The sequence below is a fragment of the Streptomyces lacaronensis genome, assembly GCF_047337785.1.
GTDB classification, from domain to species: Bacteria; Actinomycetota; Actinomycetes; order Streptomycetales; family Streptomycetaceae; genus Streptomyces; species Streptomyces lycopersici.
Genome location: NZ_JBLHDK010000003.1, coordinates 7,047,537 through 7,062,783, shown reverse-complemented (window position 1 = coordinate 7,062,783; position 15,247 = coordinate 7,047,537). Strand labels below are relative to the sequence as shown.

The window sequence follows — 15,247 nt, the reverse complement described above, 5'->3', positions numbered from 1 at the left end:
CGATGAGCTCCCACGGCCACGGCGTCCGACGCGGGCGCCGCGAATATCCGTACGCCCTGTTCCTGCTCCCCGGCGCGCTGGCCTTCCTCGCCGTCATCGTCGTCCCGTTCCTGATGAACACCGGGATCAGCCTCACCCACTGGCAGGGAGTGGGCAGCCCGAAGTGGGCCGGGCTCGCCAACTACCGCGAGCTGCTGGACGACTCCGCCTTCTGGGAGTCCTTCCGGCACAGCCTCGCGATGGTGGTGGCGATGGCGGTGCTCCCCACCGCCCTCGGCCTGGTGCTGGCCGCCGCGCTCTTCGACTACATCGCCAAACACATCGGCACCCGCACCGCGAGCGTGCTGCGCGCCTGCTTCTATCTGCCCCAGGTGCTGCCGATCGCGGTGGCCGGAATCGTCTGGAGCTGGATCCTCGCCCCGGAGAACGGCGCGCTCAACGAGGCGCTGGGCGCCGTCGGCCTCGGCTCGCTGCGCCATGACTGGCTGGGCGACCCGGACTTCGCGCTCTACAGCGTGATGGCCGTGATGGTGTGGGTCCAGCTCGGCTTTCCGCTGGTGGTCTTCATGGCCGGGCTGCAGCGCGCCGATCCGTCCCTGCACGAGGCGGCGGAGCTGGACGGGGCCTCGTGGTGGCGTCGGTTCTGGCATGTGACACTGCCCCAGATCCGCCCGGAGATCTATGTCGTGCTGCTGTGGTGCACCATCGCGGCGCTCAAGGTCTTCGGCGCGGTGTATGTGCTCACCAAGGGCGGGCCGGGTGGGGCCACCAATGTCCCCTCGTACTTCTCCTTCCAGTCCTTCTTCGAGAAGACACAGGTGGGCTACGGCTCCGCGGTCTCCACCACCCTCACCGTGATCATCCTGGCGCTGGCCCTGGTGGCATTGCGCCTGCAAACCCGGGCGGAGGACCAGTGAACGCCGTCAAGGGGCCGGTCAACGCCCTCAAGCGACACCAGGCCCCGGCCCGCTATCCCGTACTGGCCGCGCTGACCGTGGCGGCCGCGCTCATGGTGCTGCCGTTCCTCGTGGTGGCCCTCAACGCCGTGAAATCGCCCGCCGACTACTCCGCGAACGGCCCGCTGAGCCTGCCCGAGGGGATCCACCTCGACGGCCTGCGGGACTTCTGGCAACGGGTCGACTTCGGCCGGAAGCTGTTCAACTCCGCGCTGATCTCCGGCTCGGTGGCGGTGCTCGCCGCGCTGCTGTCGGTGCTCAACGCGTATGCGATCGGCATCGGGCGGGTCAGGGGCCGCCCCTGGGTGCTGGCCTTCTTCGTACTGGCCAACATGCTGCCGCAGGAGGCCTTGGTCTACCCCGTCTACTACCTGTCCAAGCAGGTGGGCCTCTACGACACCCGGCTGAGCGTGATCATCGTCTTCACCGTGATCCAGTCGGCCTTCGGCACCTATCTGCTCTCCTCCGTGCTCGGCGCCTTCCCCAAGGAGGTCATCGAGGCGGCCCGGATCGACGGCGCCACCAAATGGCAGGTGCTGTGGCGGGTCGTGGTGCCGGTCAGCCGCCCCACCATCGGAGTCCTGCTGGTCTTCTTCTTCATCTGGACCTGGAACGAGTTCCTGCTGCCCCTGGTGATGCTGATCTCCAACGACAACCAGACGGTCTCGGTGGCGCTCGGCGTCCTCCAGGGCCAGCGGCTGATGGACGCCACCATGACCAACGCGGCCGCCCTGCTGGGGGTGCTCCCCGCGTTCTGCTTCTTCCTGATCTTCCAGCGGACCCTGACCCGTGGCATCGCCATGGGCGCGGTCAAATGACGAGGAGGGCCGCATGAAGTTCAGCGACGGCTACTGGAGACTGCGCGAGGGCGTCCACGCCGCGTACCCCCAGGGGGTGCTCGATGTGGAGACCGCCCCCGGCACCCTGACCGTCCACGCCCCCACCCATCCCGTACGCCACCGCGGCGATCTGCTCAAGGGTCCCGCCCTCACCCTGACCTGCACCGCCCCCATGCCCGATGTGATCGCCGTCCGGATCACCCACTTCGCGGGCGGGGTGGAGCGCGGCCCGTCGTTCGAGATCGCCCGCGAGAAGTACGACGCCGAGGTGAGCTGCGACGACGGGGAGGCCCGGCTCACCTCGGGCGCGCTCTCGGTGCGCTTCGCCCGCACCGGACCCTGGCGGATGGACTTCGAGGCCGCCGGGCGCGCGCTCACCGGCAGCGGCGTCAAGGACATGGGCATCATGGAGACCGCCGACGGCCACCACCACCTGCGCGAACGGCTCGCGCTGCGGGTCGGCACCTCCGTATACGGCCTCGGCGAGCGCTTCGGCCCGCTGGTGAGGAACGGCCAGGCCGTCGACGTCTGGAACGCCGACGGCGGCACCGCCACCGAGCAGGCGTACAAGAACGTCCCGTTCCTCCTCACCGACGCGGGCTACGGCGTCTTCGTGGACCACCCCGGCCGGGTCTCCTTCGAGGTCGGCTCGGAGGCGGTCTCCCGGATCCAGTTCAGCGCCGAGGACCAGGAGCTCACGTACTACGTCATCCACGGGCCCACCCCGAAGGAGATCCTGCGCCGCTACACCGCGCTCACCGGCCGCCCCGCGCTGCCGCCCGCGTGGTCCTTCGGGCTGTGGCTGTCCACCTCCTTCACCACCTCCTACGACGAGGAGACGGTCAGCGGCTTCGTCGACGGCATGGCGGAACGCGCGCTGCCGCTGTCCGTCTTCCACTTCGACTGCTTCTGGATGCGCGAGTACCAGTGGTGCGACTTCACCTGGGATCCACGGGTCTTCCCCGACCCCGCGGGCATGCTGCGGCGGCTGCGCGAGCGGGGGCTGAAGATCTCCGTCTGGATCAATCCGTACATCGGCCAGCGCTCCCCGCTCTTCGCCGAGGGCAAGGCGGCCGGGCATCTGCTGAAGCGGCCGGACGGGTCGGTGTGGCAGTGGGACCTGTGGCAGCCGGGCATGGCGCTGGTGGACTTCACCAACCCCGACGCCCGCGCCTGGTACGCGGCCAAGCTGACCGCGCTGCTGGACATGGGCGTGGACTGCTTCAAGACCGACTTCGGCGAGCGGGTGCCCACTGATGTGGTGTACGCGGACGGCTCCGACCCCGAGCGGATGCACAACTACTACACCCACCTCTACAACCGCACCGTCCACGAGGCGCTGAGCGAGCGGCGCGGGGAGGGCGAGGCGGTGGTCTTCGCGCGCTCGGCCACGGCGGGCGGCCAGCGGTTCCCGGTGCACTGGGGCGGCGACTGCGAGTCCACCTACGAGGCGATGGCCGAATCGCTGCGCGGCGGACTCTCGCTGGGTCTCTCCGGCTTCGGCTTCTGGAGCCATGACATCGGCGGCTTCGAGGGCACCCCGGACCCGGCCCTGTTCAAACGGTGGATCGCCTTCGGGCTGCTGTCCTCGCACAGCAGGCTGCACGGCTCGTCCTCCTACCGGGTGCCGTGGCTCTTCGACGAGGAGTCGGTCGAGGTGCTGCGCCACTTCACCCGGCTGAAGCTGCGGCTGATGCCGTATCTGTACGAGGCGGCGCGGCAGGCGCACACCGAGGGCGTCCCGGTGATGCGCGCCATGGTCCTGGAGTTCCCGGACGACCCCGGGTGCGCGGGTCTCGAGCGGCAGTACATGCTCGGCGGGGATCTGCTGGTCGCCCCGGTCTTCGACGACGAGGGCGAGGTGACGTACTACGTGCCCGAGGGCGTCTGGACCCATGTGCCGAGCGGGCGGACCGTGCGCGGCCCGGCCTGGGTGCGCGAGACCCACGGCTTCCTCAGCGTCCCGCTGCTGGCCCGCCCCGGCGCGGTGATCCCGTTCGGGGCGGCCGACGACCGCCCCGACGCCGACTGGGCGGACGGGATCACACTGCGGGTGTACGAACCGGCGGCGGACCCGGTCACGGTGCGGGTACCGCGCCCGGACGGCACGACGGCCGCCACCTTCACCGTCGTCCGGGACGGGGCGGTGCTGCGCGCCGAGGCCGCCGGCACCTCGGCGCCGTGGCGGCTGGAGGTGGCCGGCGGCCCGTCCGCGGAGGCGGCGGCGGGGACGGCGGTGCTGACGGTGCCGCTGCCTCTCAGCAGTGGTGGGGCTTGACCCAGGAGCACTCGCGTCCGGCGTCGGCCACGGCGGCCGCGGCACCCCGTACGGCACGGGGCCGCACCGCCTCCGCATGGCCCTCGCCGGACTTCGCGAGCGTCACCACGATCGCGTCCTCCAGGTTCTTCACGGACGGGGCGAGGTAGTTGTTGAGGACGACGCTGTAGACCAGTTCCCTGCCGTCCGCGTCGGTGACATAGCCGGAGAGCGCGGAGGCGCCGGTCAGGGAGCCGGTCTTGCCGCGCGCGTTCCCGGCCGCCGGGGTGGAGCACATCCGCGTACGCAGGGTGCCGCCCACGAACCGGTCCGGGGCGCAGGCCACCGGCAGCGAGGCGTACCAGTCGGCGTACCAGGGCTCGTCGCGCACCGACAGCAGCAGTTCGGTGAGGCGCCCGGCCGCGATGTTGTCCATCCGGGACAGCCCCGAGCCGTCCACCTGACGCACCGCGCCGCTGTCCACGCCCTGCTTCTTCAGCCAGTCGGCGATGGCGGCGAGCCCCGCGTCCCAGGTGCCGCGCCCGGCCGTCGCATAGCCGATGGCCTTGGTGAGCGCCTCGGCGTGGATGTTGTTGGACAGCTTCATGAAGGGGATGAGCAGATCCTTGAGCGGCATGGAGCGGTGCGAGGCGAGCGTCCGGGCGTCCGCCGGAGCGGCCCGGCCCAGGCGGGTGGGCCCGGCCACGCGGACGCCGTGCCGTTCGAGGGCGTCGGCGAAGACCGAGGTGGCGTAGCCGGTGGGCTCCCACACGCTGACCCACTCCTTGGCGGTCGCCGCCCCGGCCGGAAGGGCCCCGCTGACGGTGATGGTGTTGGAGCCGTGCCGCCGTTCGAGAGTGAGGCCGCCGCTTCCGGTGGTCGCGCGGTTGTCGATCCGTACGTAGGCGTTCGGCGGCGTGACGGTGACCTTCGGCCGGTCGCCGGTCGCCGCGCCCGGGGTCACCTCCACGATGACGCTGCCCGCGTCGTAGTCCGTGTCGGGGGCGAGGGTTAGCGCGGAGATCTGCGCCGCGTAGTACGAGGACTCGTCGTCGGCCGCCCAGGAGCGGCCCACCCGCTGGGCGTCGAACCGGGTGTCATCGGCGATCAGCCGCCCGCTGACCTTGGTGATCCCCGCGTCGGCGACGCCCTTCGCCAGGCGGTCGTAGTCCGCGGCGAGCAGCGTGGGGTCGCCGGTGCCGCGAAGGTAGAGATCGCCCCGGAGAGTGTGCCCGCGGCGGGCGCCGTCGGTCAGCACATCGGTGCGGAAGCGGTGGCCGGGGCCGAGCAGCCCCATGGCGGCGGCCGAGGTGAACAGCTTGGTGTTGGAGGCCGGCATCAGCCGGTCATCGGGCCGGTGCTGGTACAGAACGGCGCCGGAGTCGGCGTCGGCGACCACGACCCCGGCCGCGCCGCCCTTCAGCAGGGGGTCCGCGAGGACGGTGTCGAGGGCGTCACCGATCCCGGCGCGGGAGGTGTCCGCACCGGCCGGTGAGCTCCAGGTGAGGGTGAAGGCGAGTCCGATGACGAGGGGCCAGCTCCAGGCACGCGCACGACGGTTCACAGGTCTCCTCATGGCACGGCAGGATCCCGTACCCCGCCCCTTCGCGACAGAGCGCCCGAAGGTGGCAACCGAAGTTCCGGATCAACGCGTCCCCTGTGTCGGGCGGGGGAAATCGAACACGACGAGAGGCGAACCACCGATGGCCATGCCCGGAGCCGATCTGCTGTGCGTCGCGGTCGGATTGTTGCTCTACGTCTTCGCCTGGCGCGACGCCCAGCTGGTGCGACGGCTGCGCCGCGAAGGGTTCCGTACGGAGGGCCTGGTGGTCGCCAACGTCGTGGACCGCCGAAGCCGGAACGGGAACCAGAGCCCGACCCAGACGCCGGTCATCCGGTTCCACGACCACCAGGGCTACATGGTGGAGTTCACGACCGCGATCCAGGGCGTCGGCCTGGGGCTGGCGACCGGCCGGAGAGTGGAGGTGATGTACCTCCCGGGCGAGTCGCAGAAGGCCCGGGTATGGACGCGCCGCCACATACTCGGCCCGTCGGCGGGCCTGACCCTGGGCGGCACGCTCTTCTTCGGCTTCGGCCTGGTGACCGCCTTCAGCTGAAGGGTGGCCCCGGGCCATGCCAGGCCGGGGTGGGCGGCCGTCAGCCGGGCCGGGCGGCTCAACCAGCGGCGGGACTCGAGAGGACGTCAGTCGGCAACAGGGGCGGGCGCGGCCGCCAGGCATCAGCGGGGCGTGGTCAGGGCGAGGCTTTCGGGGAGGGCGGCGACGGCCTCGCGGAGGCGGTCGGCCAGTTCCCCGGCGGTGGGGGGCTCGGTATGGCCCGCCTCGCGCGCCGCGTCCGCCCGCGCCACCCAGCCCGCCAGCGCCCCGTGGAACGCGGCGACCAGCATGTCCACGGCCAGCCGCGGCCGGAGGTCGCCCGGCGCCCCGAGGCCGAATCGGCGGTGCAGGATCGCCAGCGCCTCCTGCGTGGTGGCCTCGCAGAACTGGAGGCCGTGCGCGCCCATCGAAGGGGTCCGCTCGGCCAGCCGCCGGCTGAGCAGCATCCGGCGGGCCCAGCCCTCGTCGTCCATCCGCGCCAGCGCGGCCAGCAGCGCGTCCCGCCCCAGCTCCACCACCGGCAGCCCGGCCGGGTCCACGGTCTCCAGCTCCTCCAGGAAGGCCCGCCACAGATCCTGGTCGGGGGCCATCGCGACATCTTCCTTGCTGGTGAAGGTGCGGAAGAAGGTGCGCTTGGAGACCTCCACCTCCTCGCACAGCTCGTCCAGCGTCACCCCGCCGAAGCCGCGCCGGGTGAACAGCTCCAGCGCGGTGTCTATCAGCGTCTGACGGGTGCGCCGCTTCTTGCGTTCGCGCAGTGAGGAGTTGGGAGCGGCAGTCACGGCGAAAAGTGTAGCCGTCATCGATGGCGCCACTTGCACGCGTTTGCCACTCAGTGGCATAACTGGTGTCGCCATCATTCACCGGAAAGGCGAACCGCCATGCGTGCCCTGCTCGTTGACCACTCCTCCCCCTCCGGCCTCCGCCTCGGCGTGGCCGCCGACCCCGAACCCGTCCCCCACCAGGCGCTGGTCCGGGTGACCGCCACCTCCCTCAACTACGGCGAGGTCGCCCACCGGACCGAGGCCCCCGACGGCACCGTGCTGGGCTGGGACGCCGCCGGAGTGGTCGAGCGCGCCGCCGCCGACGGCTCGGGACCGGCCGCCGGAACCCCCGTCGTCACCCTGGGCGGGGACGGCGGCTGGGCCGAGTTGCGCGCGGTGGACACCGGAATGCTCGGCGTCCCGCCCGCCGGTGCCGACCCCGGCGCCATCAGCACCATCCCGGTCGCGGGCGGCAGCGCCCTGCGCGCACTGCGCCGGATCGGCGACACCCTCGGCCGGCGCATCCTGGTCACGGGCGCCACCGGCGGGGTCGGCCGGTACGCCGTCCAGCTCGCCCGGCTCGGCGGCGCGTACGTCATCGCCTCCACCGGCGATCCGGCGGCCCACGGCGACGGTCTGCGCACGCTGGGCGCCCACCAGGTGGTCACGGACCCGGCAGAGATCGACGAGCCGGTGCACGGAGTGGTCGACAACGTCGGCGGACCGCAGCTGGTGGCCGCGTACGACAAGCTCGCCGCGCACGGCACCCTGGTATCCGTCGGCCATGTGACGGGCCAGCCCGAGACCTTCCCGTTCGGCGCCCTCTACGGCAACGAAGGCCGCCACAACCGCTCCATCGTCACCTTCTACCTGCTGGACCGCCCCGACATCGGCGCGGACCTCGGCTGGCTCGCGAAGCGCGTCACGACGGGCGACCTGGACCCCCAGATCACCTGGCGCGGCGGCTGGGACCGCGCCGAGGAGGCCGTCACCGCCCTCCTGGACCGCCGCCTCCACGGCAAGGCGGTCCTGGACATCGGCTGACCATCACCGTGAGAACAGGCGCCTCCGGCGAGGACTGGGCAGTGCCCACCGCTCGGTATCCCCACGCCACGTAGAGGGCCTGCACCTTCCCGTCCTGGTTCAGGGGGTTGACCATCAACGAAGCTTGCGACTCGGGCCGCCCGGCCAGCAGGACGTCATGCAGCCCACGGGCGATCCCCTGCCTCCGCCACTGCTGGCGAACCATCATCTCTTTCACCGCGACGGTCGAAGCGCTCGCGATGCCCGGCTCGGGCTCCGGGCGCGTGCGGCGCCACCAGCGGTCCTCCGCTCCGGTGAGCCGGTTGGCGTAGAGATAGCCGACGGGCTCGCCCGAGTCATACGCCACCACGGCCTCCCAACCCGGTTCGGCGGCGTGCCGGTGCAATCGCTCCCCGAATGTCTCCGGGGCGTAGTGCGGCAGGTGGAGCTTGTGCGCCCAGCACTCCTTGTAGATTCCCACCAGGTCATCCCACACGGACTCCACGTCCCCGATTCGGACGAGACTCACGCCGTCTTCCACTGCTGCTCCCACAAGTCGTAGACAGGTCCGGGCGAGATCCGGCGAAGGTCACGGGTGAACGAGTCGAGCATGGACCGTACCCGGGGGTGCTCCACGTCAATGGAGGCAGCGGTGGCCACGGCCCGCTCCGCCTCGCCCTGGCCGAGCTGGGCGCGGGCCAGGCGGGCGGTCGTGATGGCCCGGGAGCGGACGAGATGGGGGCGGAACAGAGTGAGGGAGGCATGCGCCTCCGCCTCCGCCTCGGCCCCTCGCCCGGCGGCCAGGTACGCGGTGGTGGCAAGGCTGTGCACTTCGGCTTCGTCGTAGAACGCGGTCAGCCACAGCGGCCGTCGCTCGCCCGGATCGGCTCGGACCAACGCTTCCCGGGCACAGCCCAGGGCGCGGTCCACACCGGCCTTGTCCCGCGTCAGGCCGAGGATCGCGGCGTGCCGGGCGTGGCCGAGGGAAGCGAAGAGCGGGTCACGGCGGGTGATGGACAGGCGCCGGGCGACATCGTTGGCATCGAGGGCATCGACCGGTCGGCCCAGGTGGCGGTAGAGACTGCCCTTGTGGGACCAGACGCGGAACAGGATGGTCTGATCGCCGGACTCCTGGGCAAGGCTGGCCGCCCGCTCGTGATGCCGTAGGGCCGCGTCGAAACGACGCCCGTCGGTGGCGGCCCACATGGCACTGGACACGCAGGCGGCGGCCGTGGCGTACAGGGCGTGCCTGACGCGCTGGGAACACGAACCACGCTGGCGCAGGGCAACGGCTTCATCCGCCAGGGCCAGGGCAGCGGCCTCGGTCTGCTTGTCCCCGCCCTTCTTGTGGTCGGCGGCGATGAGTTTGGCGAAGCGGCCTTGCAGGGCCCGTACGTCGCCCATGCCGACACGGTAAGGCGTGGCGGGAGCCGGTGCGGTTACGGCCGCTCCCAGCACGACTCCCGTGGCGAGGGCCTGGCGGCGGTTCACGTTGTCCTCCGGAGTGGCGGTGGGGAGACGGCCCGGCGGGGGAACGAATCCCAGCTCGGCCGGTGCCCGGCCCAGTGCCATCGTGAGGGCGCGGCGCTGGAGTTCGTGAGGCCAGCGGGTCTGTCCGCTCAGCCACCGCCGCACCACCCGGTCACCGATCCGGCCGGGTCTTCCGGTCATCCGCTCGATGGCCTTGTTCACCGCCTGGGCCAACTTCTCCTGCGTTAATCCAGCATCGTCCAGGGCCATTTGGAGGGCTTGGTTCCCCATGCTTCCACGGTAGACACGCACGCACAGACCACCAAGGAACTTGGTCAAGGCGAGGCAAAAAGGTCCGGGTGCATGCGGGTAGGGCGGCTTGCACATGCCCTAAACACGGAGCGCTCCCGAGCGTTGACTGGGTGTCATGCAGCGCCAGGCCGTCCACACGCGCAGCCCGTTCCCCAGGGTCTCCACGCCGCCTGGCCCACTCACCAGAAGGCCGACGAGATGCCCACGATGATGGCCAGCAAGCCCTCACCGCTCACACCCACCGGAACCGGCCATCCGACCTACACCCAGTCGCTCCCGTGTGCCGAGGAGTCCGTAGGCATCGCGCGGCTGTCCGTCGCCGCGACCCTGCGCGCCTGGGGGCTGGAGATCCTGGTGGACGACGCCCGCTTGATCGCCTCAGAGCTGGCCACCAACGCGATCCGGCACGCCACCCGCCACACCCCCGATCCCGAGCAGCGCGGCTGCTTCCGCCTCAAGGTCGAACGCCCCAGCGATCACCTGGTACGCATCTCGACGTTCGACCGGTCCCACACCGCCCCTCGCGTCGTCCAGGCGACCGAAACGGCCGAGTCCGGGCGCGGCATGACTGTGGTGGACGCCGTCTCCTGCCGGTGGGGCATCGACCCCAAGCCGTGGGGCAAAGGCGTCTGGGCAGAGTGCGCCACCCCGGGTCACCTGCCATGACGCGCGACCGGCGGCGGGCGGCCGTCCCTCACCCGTGAGCGAAGAGTGCGGACACACCACATCCACCTATCCGAATGGAGAAGCCGTGACCACATACACCGCCCCCAGCCGGCCCGAGAAAGTCCGCCCCTGGGGCCTGCGGCCACTCGGCCCGTACCCCACGACGGTGGAGATGCCGTTCACCACCGTCACCATCGACCCGGACACCCAGACCGGAGTGTTCCGCAACCGTGACGGCCTGGTGGTCTAGATGGGCAGGCACGGCACGAGCTCAGCCACCTCGACATCGACCGTGACGAACCTGGACTCGTGCAACGACGCGGGCTCCGACCAGGACTCCCAGCAGGACTGACAGCCCCGATGGCCGACACGAGACCGGTCCTGGTGGTCACCGAACCGCTCGACATCACCGCCGACATGGTGATCACTCACCTCAACGAGCGCGATATTCCGGTGGTCCGCTTCAACCCCGCGGACCTCCCGGCCGGGGAGCTGACGGTCTCGGCGTGGTTCGGCGGGCGCCCGGCCGCCACTCCGGTGGCCGGGCAGCTCCGTACCCCGTCGAGGACCGCCGACCTGGAACACGTACGGGCGGTGTACTGGCGCCGCCCCGTCTGGCCCACCTTCGAACGCCTGGACGCGGACGACGCACGCTATGCCGCCGCGCAGGTCCGCAACGGAATCGCGGGCGTCCTCCACGCCCTCGACGGTCCGCTATGGGTCAACCACCCCATCCGCAACGCGGCAGCCGACCACAAACCCACCCAACTCGCCGTCGCCGCACGCCTCGGCCTCACCGTGCCCGCTACGCTGGTGACCAACGACCCCGGCGAGGTACGCGAATTCATCACCGCGCACGGGCAGGTGATCACCAAGACGTTGCGCTGGACCCCGTACGAGCGAGACGGCGTCGGCATGACGAGCTGGGCCGAGCCGGTCACCGCCGACGAGGTGGACGACGGCGTGGCCGTCGCTCCGCACCTGTTCCAGGCCCGTGTGGACAAGGTGGCCGACCTCCGGGTGCTGGTCGTCGGACGGCGGTCGTTCGCCGTCCGCATCGACTCCGACCTGCTGGACTGGCGCAAGGACTACTCCGCCCTCTCGTACCGTGTGGTAGGCCTGCCGGATCGGTTGAAGAGAGCACTCCTCGCCTGCCTCGACCATTTCGGCCTCCTCTCCGGGAGCTTTGATCTCGCCCTCGACCGCGACGGCGAACCCCACTGGCTGGAGCTGAACTCGAACGGCCAATGGGGGTGGCTGGAGGAGAAGACCGGCCTGCCGATGGCCGCCGCCTTCGCCGACCTACTCGCGCAAGGAGATGCCTTCCGATGACACCCGACACCGCACCGGAGCGGCGCGCCCTCGCCGACCGGCTCCAGGAGGCAGGAGTCCTGATCCACCCGCAGTGGCGCGCGGCGGTCGAAGCCGTACCCCGTGAGCTGTTCCTCCGGCCAGGCGTGTTTCTGCCCACCGACGGCGGGCGCTGGGTGCCCGTCACCAGCCCCGGGGAATGGGCGAAGATCGCCTACCGCGACGAGTCCCTGGTGACCCAGCTGGACGGCCACCTCACCGCCGACCGGACGACCGGACCCGTTCCCGGCGTGCCCACGTCATCCTCCACCACGCCCGTCACCGTCGTCGGCATGCTCCAGGCCCTGGACGTCGAGGACGGTCACACCGCGCTGGAGATCGGCACCGGTACCGGCTACTCCGCCGCCCTGATGTGCCACCGGCTCGGAGAGGACAACGTCACCACGATCGAGGTGGACCCGGGCGTGGCTGCCCGTGCGGACGCCGCCCTGGAGGCCGCTGGATATTCCACCTGGACCATGACCGGTGACGGGCTCCTCGGCCACCCCCGCCGTGCCCCTTACGACCGGGTGATCGCTACCTGTGCGGTACGCCGCGTCCCCCATACCTGGGTACGCCAGACCAAGCCGGGCGGCACCATCCTCGCCACCCTCTCCCCCGGCTCGTGGGCGTACGGCACCGGCCTCGCCAAGATCGCCGTGAACGACGACGGCACAGCCGAGGGGCGGATCATCGGGGAGTCGTCGTTCATGCAGGCCCGCTCCCAGGCCCCCGTACCGCTCGCCGGGGACCTCTCGGCGCGCGCCGCCTACGCCGACAGCGAGCGCGAAGCGAAGGTGCCGCCGACCCTGCTGGAGAAGTGGATGCCCGCCTTTCTCACCCAGCTCGCCGCGCCCGGCGCCCAGCTCGTACGCGCCACCCGGAGCGATGGCCGCCGACAGCTCTACGTCTTCGATGCCGACCGGGAATCCTTCGCCGCGTTCACCGGGAACGGCTCCGGCTGGACCGTCCGGCAAGGCGGTCCGGTGGCACTGTGGGACGACATCGAGCGGACGCTCATCGCCTGGCAGGACGCCGAATGTCCCGACATCGGCACCGTGCGGCTCCGCGTCACCCCCCGCTCGCACACGTACCGGATCGGCGACCGGCCCGCACTGCGCTGGGAACACCGGCTCGGCTGAACACCGATGAGCGCCGAAACGCGACTGAGCGCCGAAACGCGACGAAGGGCCCCGCCGTGGTGGCGGGGCCCTTCGTCGTACATGGGATGAGTGGAGATGGCGGGAATCGAACCCGCGTCCAACGGTGCGGAATCAGGGCTTCTCCGAGCGCAGTCCGCTGTGCTTTTCTCGGCCCCGGAGATCACGCGGACAAGTCTCCGACGGGCTCAGTCACTGTTTGATTTCCCACTACACCCCGTGACCGGGTCTAGTGGTTTAGTTCCCTAGTCGATGCCAGGATCCGGGTCGGGAACAGCCCCGGGCTGACACTTCGCAAAGTCGCTACTTAGGCAGCGAGGGCGAAGGAATCGCGCTTGGTGTTGGCGATTATTGGTTGCGACATATGGTTTACGAGATCATTGCCGCTTCCTCGGCTCGCTTCCCCTGCTTCGACAGCCGCTGTCGAAACCGATCATCCCCATGTGGTGTTTTCAATAGGTGGTGCCACGCCCTCGGTGGGGCGTAGAGCCATCATAGGTGAACAACGCGCGACAAGGCCACATCATTCCCGCTCGTCAGCACGGACCGGACGGACGCCGGGCGCGCCCTGGGGCGGCGGGAGCTCAGGCGCGCTGGCGGCGGCGGGCCGCCGAGATCGCCCGATCGGTCTCGCGGCGGTCCTGCTTCTCGCGGAGGGTCTGGCGCTTGTCGTACTCCTTCTTGCCCTTGGCCAGCGCGACCTCGACCTTGGCCCGGCCGTCCTTGAAGTACAGGGCCAGCGGCACCAGGGTGTGGCCGGTCTCCTGGGTCTTGCCGGTCAGCTTGTCGATCTCCGCCCGGTGCAGCAGCAGCTTGCGCCGGCGGCGCGCCGAGTGGTTGGTCCAGGTGCCCTGGCTGTACTCGGGGATGTGCACGTTGTGCAGCCATGCCTCGCCGCGGTCGAGCTGGGCGAAGCCGTCCACGAGCGAGGCCCGCCCCTGGCGCAGCGACTTCACCTCGGTTCCGGTCAGCACCAGACCGCACTCGTAGGTGTCCAGGATGTGATAGTCGTGCCGCGCCTTCTTGTTCTGCGCGATCAGCTTGCGACCCGTCTCTTTAGCCATGGTCAGGCCATTCTCGCACTAGGACCCGCCCCCGAGGCCACTCAATACCGTGCGCGCCCGTGCCTCCGCCGAGGGGCCGTCGTCGCCCTTGACCGTCAGGTCCGGGTCGATGCCCTCGCCGTCGACGTTACGCCCGGCGGGGGTCCGGTAGTGGCCGACGGTGAGCTCGGCGACCGAGCCGTCGGGGAGTTCGCTCGGCATCTGGACCGAGCCCTTGCCGAAGGTCCGGGAGCCCACGACCACGGCGCGGCCGCGGTCCTGGAGGGCGCCGGTGAGCAGTTCGGCGGCGCTCATGGTGCCGCCGTCGACCAGCACCACCAGCGGGCTGTCGATGTCGCCGCCCGGTCGCGCGTCGAGAACTCGCTGGTCACCGCGGACGTCATAGGTGGCGACCAGGCCGCCGTCGAGGAAGGAGGAGGCGGCGGTGACGGCTTCGGAGACCAGCCCGCCGGAGTTGCCCCGCAGGTCGAGCAGGACGCCGTCGCCCCGGTGGATGGAGCGCACCGCGCGCCGGATCCGCTCGCCGGTGCCCTTGGTGAACGAGTCGACCTTGATCCGGACGGCGCCGGGTCTGTGGTCGTCGTAGCCGCTGAGCCGGTCGACGGTCACCGGGTCCGTGGTCAGCCGGGTCCGGCGGAGTTCCTGGGTCCATTCATGGCCGCCGCGCCGCAGCCCGAGCTCCACCCGGGTGCCCGGGGAGCCGTCGGTGGGGCCGCGCAGCAGGGCGACGACCTCGGTGACGGGCCGCCCGGTCACGGTTCTGTGATTGACCGTGCGCAGTCGGTCACCGGCCCGGACCCCGGCCTTCTGGGCGGGGCTGCCGGGCTCGACGCGCTCCACCGCGATCCGCCCCTGGGCGTCCCGGCGGGCGGAGATCCCGACGCCGACGTAGGCGCCGTCCAGGGTCTGGCGGTAGCCCTCGTACTCACGGGCGCTGTAGACCGCGCCCCACCGGTCTCCGCTGCGGCTCACCACCTCACGGGCGGCCTTGGAACCGGACTTCCCGTCCTCCTGGGCCTGGGCCGCGGCCGCCTTGACCTGGTCGCTCTCGACCGCGCCGACATACGCGCGGGCCGGTATCCGGGCGGCTTCCGGGTCCTGGCGCGATCCGGGCTCGGCGCCCCAGGAACCAACGGCCGCCCCGGTGGCGAGCACGCCGGCGAAGACCAATGTCAGGGCGGCCCCGCGGCGAATGCGGCGGGGATGGACGAACAAACACGGGCCCGACATGCCGGTGAGTGTAGGGCACCAACAGGCGCCGTACCGGGG

General features: G+C 71.0%; 15 protein-coding genes and 1 other RNA gene. 9 read left to right on the top strand and 7 right to left on the bottom strand.

Annotated elements, in window-relative coordinates; all coding sequences use genetic code 11:
• Nucleotides 1–2: 2 nt before the first annotated feature.
• The 3 genes from ACMTAK_RS30660 (at nucleotide 3) to yicI (ending at nucleotide 4,073) form a co-directional block, all read left to right on the top strand.
• Complete coding sequence (locus ACMTAK_RS30660) at nucleotides 3–917, top strand: carbohydrate ABC transporter permease (protein WP_413809168.1); 915 nt, start codon at nucleotides 3–5, stop codon at nucleotides 915–917.
• A 92-nt stretch (nucleotides 918–1,009) separates the two neighbouring features.
• Nucleotides 1,010–1,774: a carbohydrate ABC transporter permease gene (locus ACMTAK_RS30655; RefSeq protein WP_121825177.1), complete on the top strand. Its 765-nt coding sequence runs from the start codon at nucleotides 1,010–1,012 to the stop codon at nucleotides 1,772–1,774.
• Between the two features lie 13 nt (nucleotides 1,775–1,787).
• Nucleotides 1,788–4,073, top strand: coding sequence for an alpha-xylosidase (yicI, locus tag ACMTAK_RS30650; protein ID WP_413809167.1), 2,286 nt, complete (start codon nucleotides 1,788–1,790; stop codon nucleotides 4,071–4,073).
• On the opposite strand, the gene dacB is transcribed toward yicI, so the two are convergent.
• The gene (gene dacB / locus ACMTAK_RS30645; protein WP_413809166.1) at nucleotides 4,054–5,628 is read right to left on the bottom strand and encodes a D-alanyl-D-alanine carboxypeptidase/D-alanyl-D-alanine endopeptidase; all 1,575 of its coding nucleotides are present in this window, start codon (nucleotides 5,626–5,628) and stop codon (nucleotides 4,054–4,056) included. The two genes, yicI and dacB, sit on opposite strands and share 20 nt — an antisense overlap.
• 127 nt (nucleotides 5,629–5,755) lie before the next feature.
• Between dacB and ACMTAK_RS30640 the strand changes: the two genes are divergently transcribed.
• The gene (locus ACMTAK_RS30640; RefSeq protein WP_413809165.1) at nucleotides 5,756–6,169 is read left to right on the top strand and encodes a DUF3592 domain-containing protein; all 414 of its coding nucleotides are present in this window, start codon (nucleotides 5,756–5,758) and stop codon (nucleotides 6,167–6,169) included.
• A 122-nt stretch (nucleotides 6,170–6,291) separates the two neighbouring features.
• On the opposite strand, the gene ACMTAK_RS30635 is transcribed toward ACMTAK_RS30640, so the two are convergent.
• Complete coding sequence (locus ACMTAK_RS30635; protein WP_413809164.1) at nucleotides 6,292–6,951, bottom strand: TetR/AcrR family transcriptional regulator; 660 nt, start codon at nucleotides 6,949–6,951, stop codon at nucleotides 6,292–6,294.
• Nucleotides 6,952–7,050: 99 nt separating this feature from the next.
• Here ACMTAK_RS30635 and ACMTAK_RS30630 point away from each other — a divergent pair, with 99 nt between their 5' ends.
• Entirely contained in the window at nucleotides 7,051–7,977 is a 927-nt protein-coding gene (locus ACMTAK_RS30630) for a zinc-binding dehydrogenase (protein ID WP_413809163.1), read from the top strand.
• Here ACMTAK_RS30630 and ACMTAK_RS30625 read toward each other — a convergent pair.
• Nucleotides 7,922–8,485: a GNAT family N-acetyltransferase gene (locus ACMTAK_RS30625; protein ID WP_413809162.1), complete on the bottom strand. Its 564-nt coding sequence runs from the start codon at nucleotides 8,483–8,485 to the stop codon at nucleotides 7,922–7,924. The two genes, ACMTAK_RS30630 and ACMTAK_RS30625, sit on opposite strands and share 56 nt — an antisense overlap.
• The gene (locus ACMTAK_RS30620) at nucleotides 8,482–9,717 is read right to left on the bottom strand and encodes an XRE family transcriptional regulator (protein WP_413809161.1); all 1,236 of its coding nucleotides are present in this window, start codon (nucleotides 9,715–9,717) and stop codon (nucleotides 8,482–8,484) included. Before ACMTAK_RS30620 ends, ACMTAK_RS30625 begins: the two co-directional genes overlap by 4 nt.
• 219 nt (nucleotides 9,718–9,936) lie before the next feature.
• On the opposite strand from ACMTAK_RS30620, the gene ACMTAK_RS30615 reads away from it, so the two are divergent.
• The 4 genes from ACMTAK_RS30615 (at nucleotide 9,937) to tgmC (ending at nucleotide 12,896) form a co-directional block, all read left to right on the top strand.
• Complete coding sequence (locus ACMTAK_RS30615) at nucleotides 9,937–10,404, top strand: ATP-binding protein (protein WP_413809160.1); 468 nt, start codon at nucleotides 9,937–9,939, stop codon at nucleotides 10,402–10,404.
• A gap of 85 nt (nucleotides 10,405–10,489) precedes the next feature.
• Complete coding sequence (tgmA, locus tag ACMTAK_RS30610; protein WP_413809159.1) at nucleotides 10,490–10,654, top strand: putative ATP-grasp-modified RiPP; 165 nt, start codon at nucleotides 10,490–10,492, stop codon at nucleotides 10,652–10,654.
• A 110-nt stretch (nucleotides 10,655–10,764) separates the two neighbouring features.
• Nucleotides 10,765–11,736, top strand: a complete 972-nt coding sequence (gene tgmB, locus ACMTAK_RS30605) for an ATP-grasp ribosomal peptide maturase (RefSeq protein ID WP_413809158.1) — start codon at nucleotides 10,765–10,767, stop codon at nucleotides 11,734–11,736.
• Entirely contained in the window at nucleotides 11,733–12,896 is a 1,164-nt protein-coding gene (tgmC, locus tag ACMTAK_RS30600) for an ATP-grasp peptide maturase system methyltransferase (protein ID WP_413809157.1), read from the top strand. Before tgmB ends, tgmC begins: the two co-directional genes overlap by 4 nt.
• Nucleotides 12,897–12,984: 88 nt before the next feature.
• Here the strand turns inward: tgmC and ssrA are convergent.
• The 3 genes from ssrA to ACMTAK_RS30585 form a co-directional block, all read right to left on the bottom strand.
• Nucleotides 12,985–13,355, bottom strand: a transfer-messenger RNA (tmRNA) gene (ssrA, locus tag ACMTAK_RS30595).
• 143 nt (nucleotides 13,356–13,498) lie between these two features.
• Nucleotides 13,499–13,978 (bottom strand): SsrA-binding protein SmpB, encoded by a 480-nt coding sequence (gene smpB / locus ACMTAK_RS30590; protein WP_413809156.1) that lies wholly within the window; start codon nucleotides 13,976–13,978, stop codon nucleotides 13,499–13,501.
• Between the two features lie 18 nt (nucleotides 13,979–13,996).
• A complete protein-coding gene (locus tag ACMTAK_RS30585) occupies nucleotides 13,997–15,208 on the bottom strand; it encodes a S41 family peptidase (RefSeq protein WP_413809155.1) in 1,212 nt (403 codons plus the stop codon).
• Between the last annotated feature and the right edge of the window lie 39 nt (nucleotides 15,209–15,247).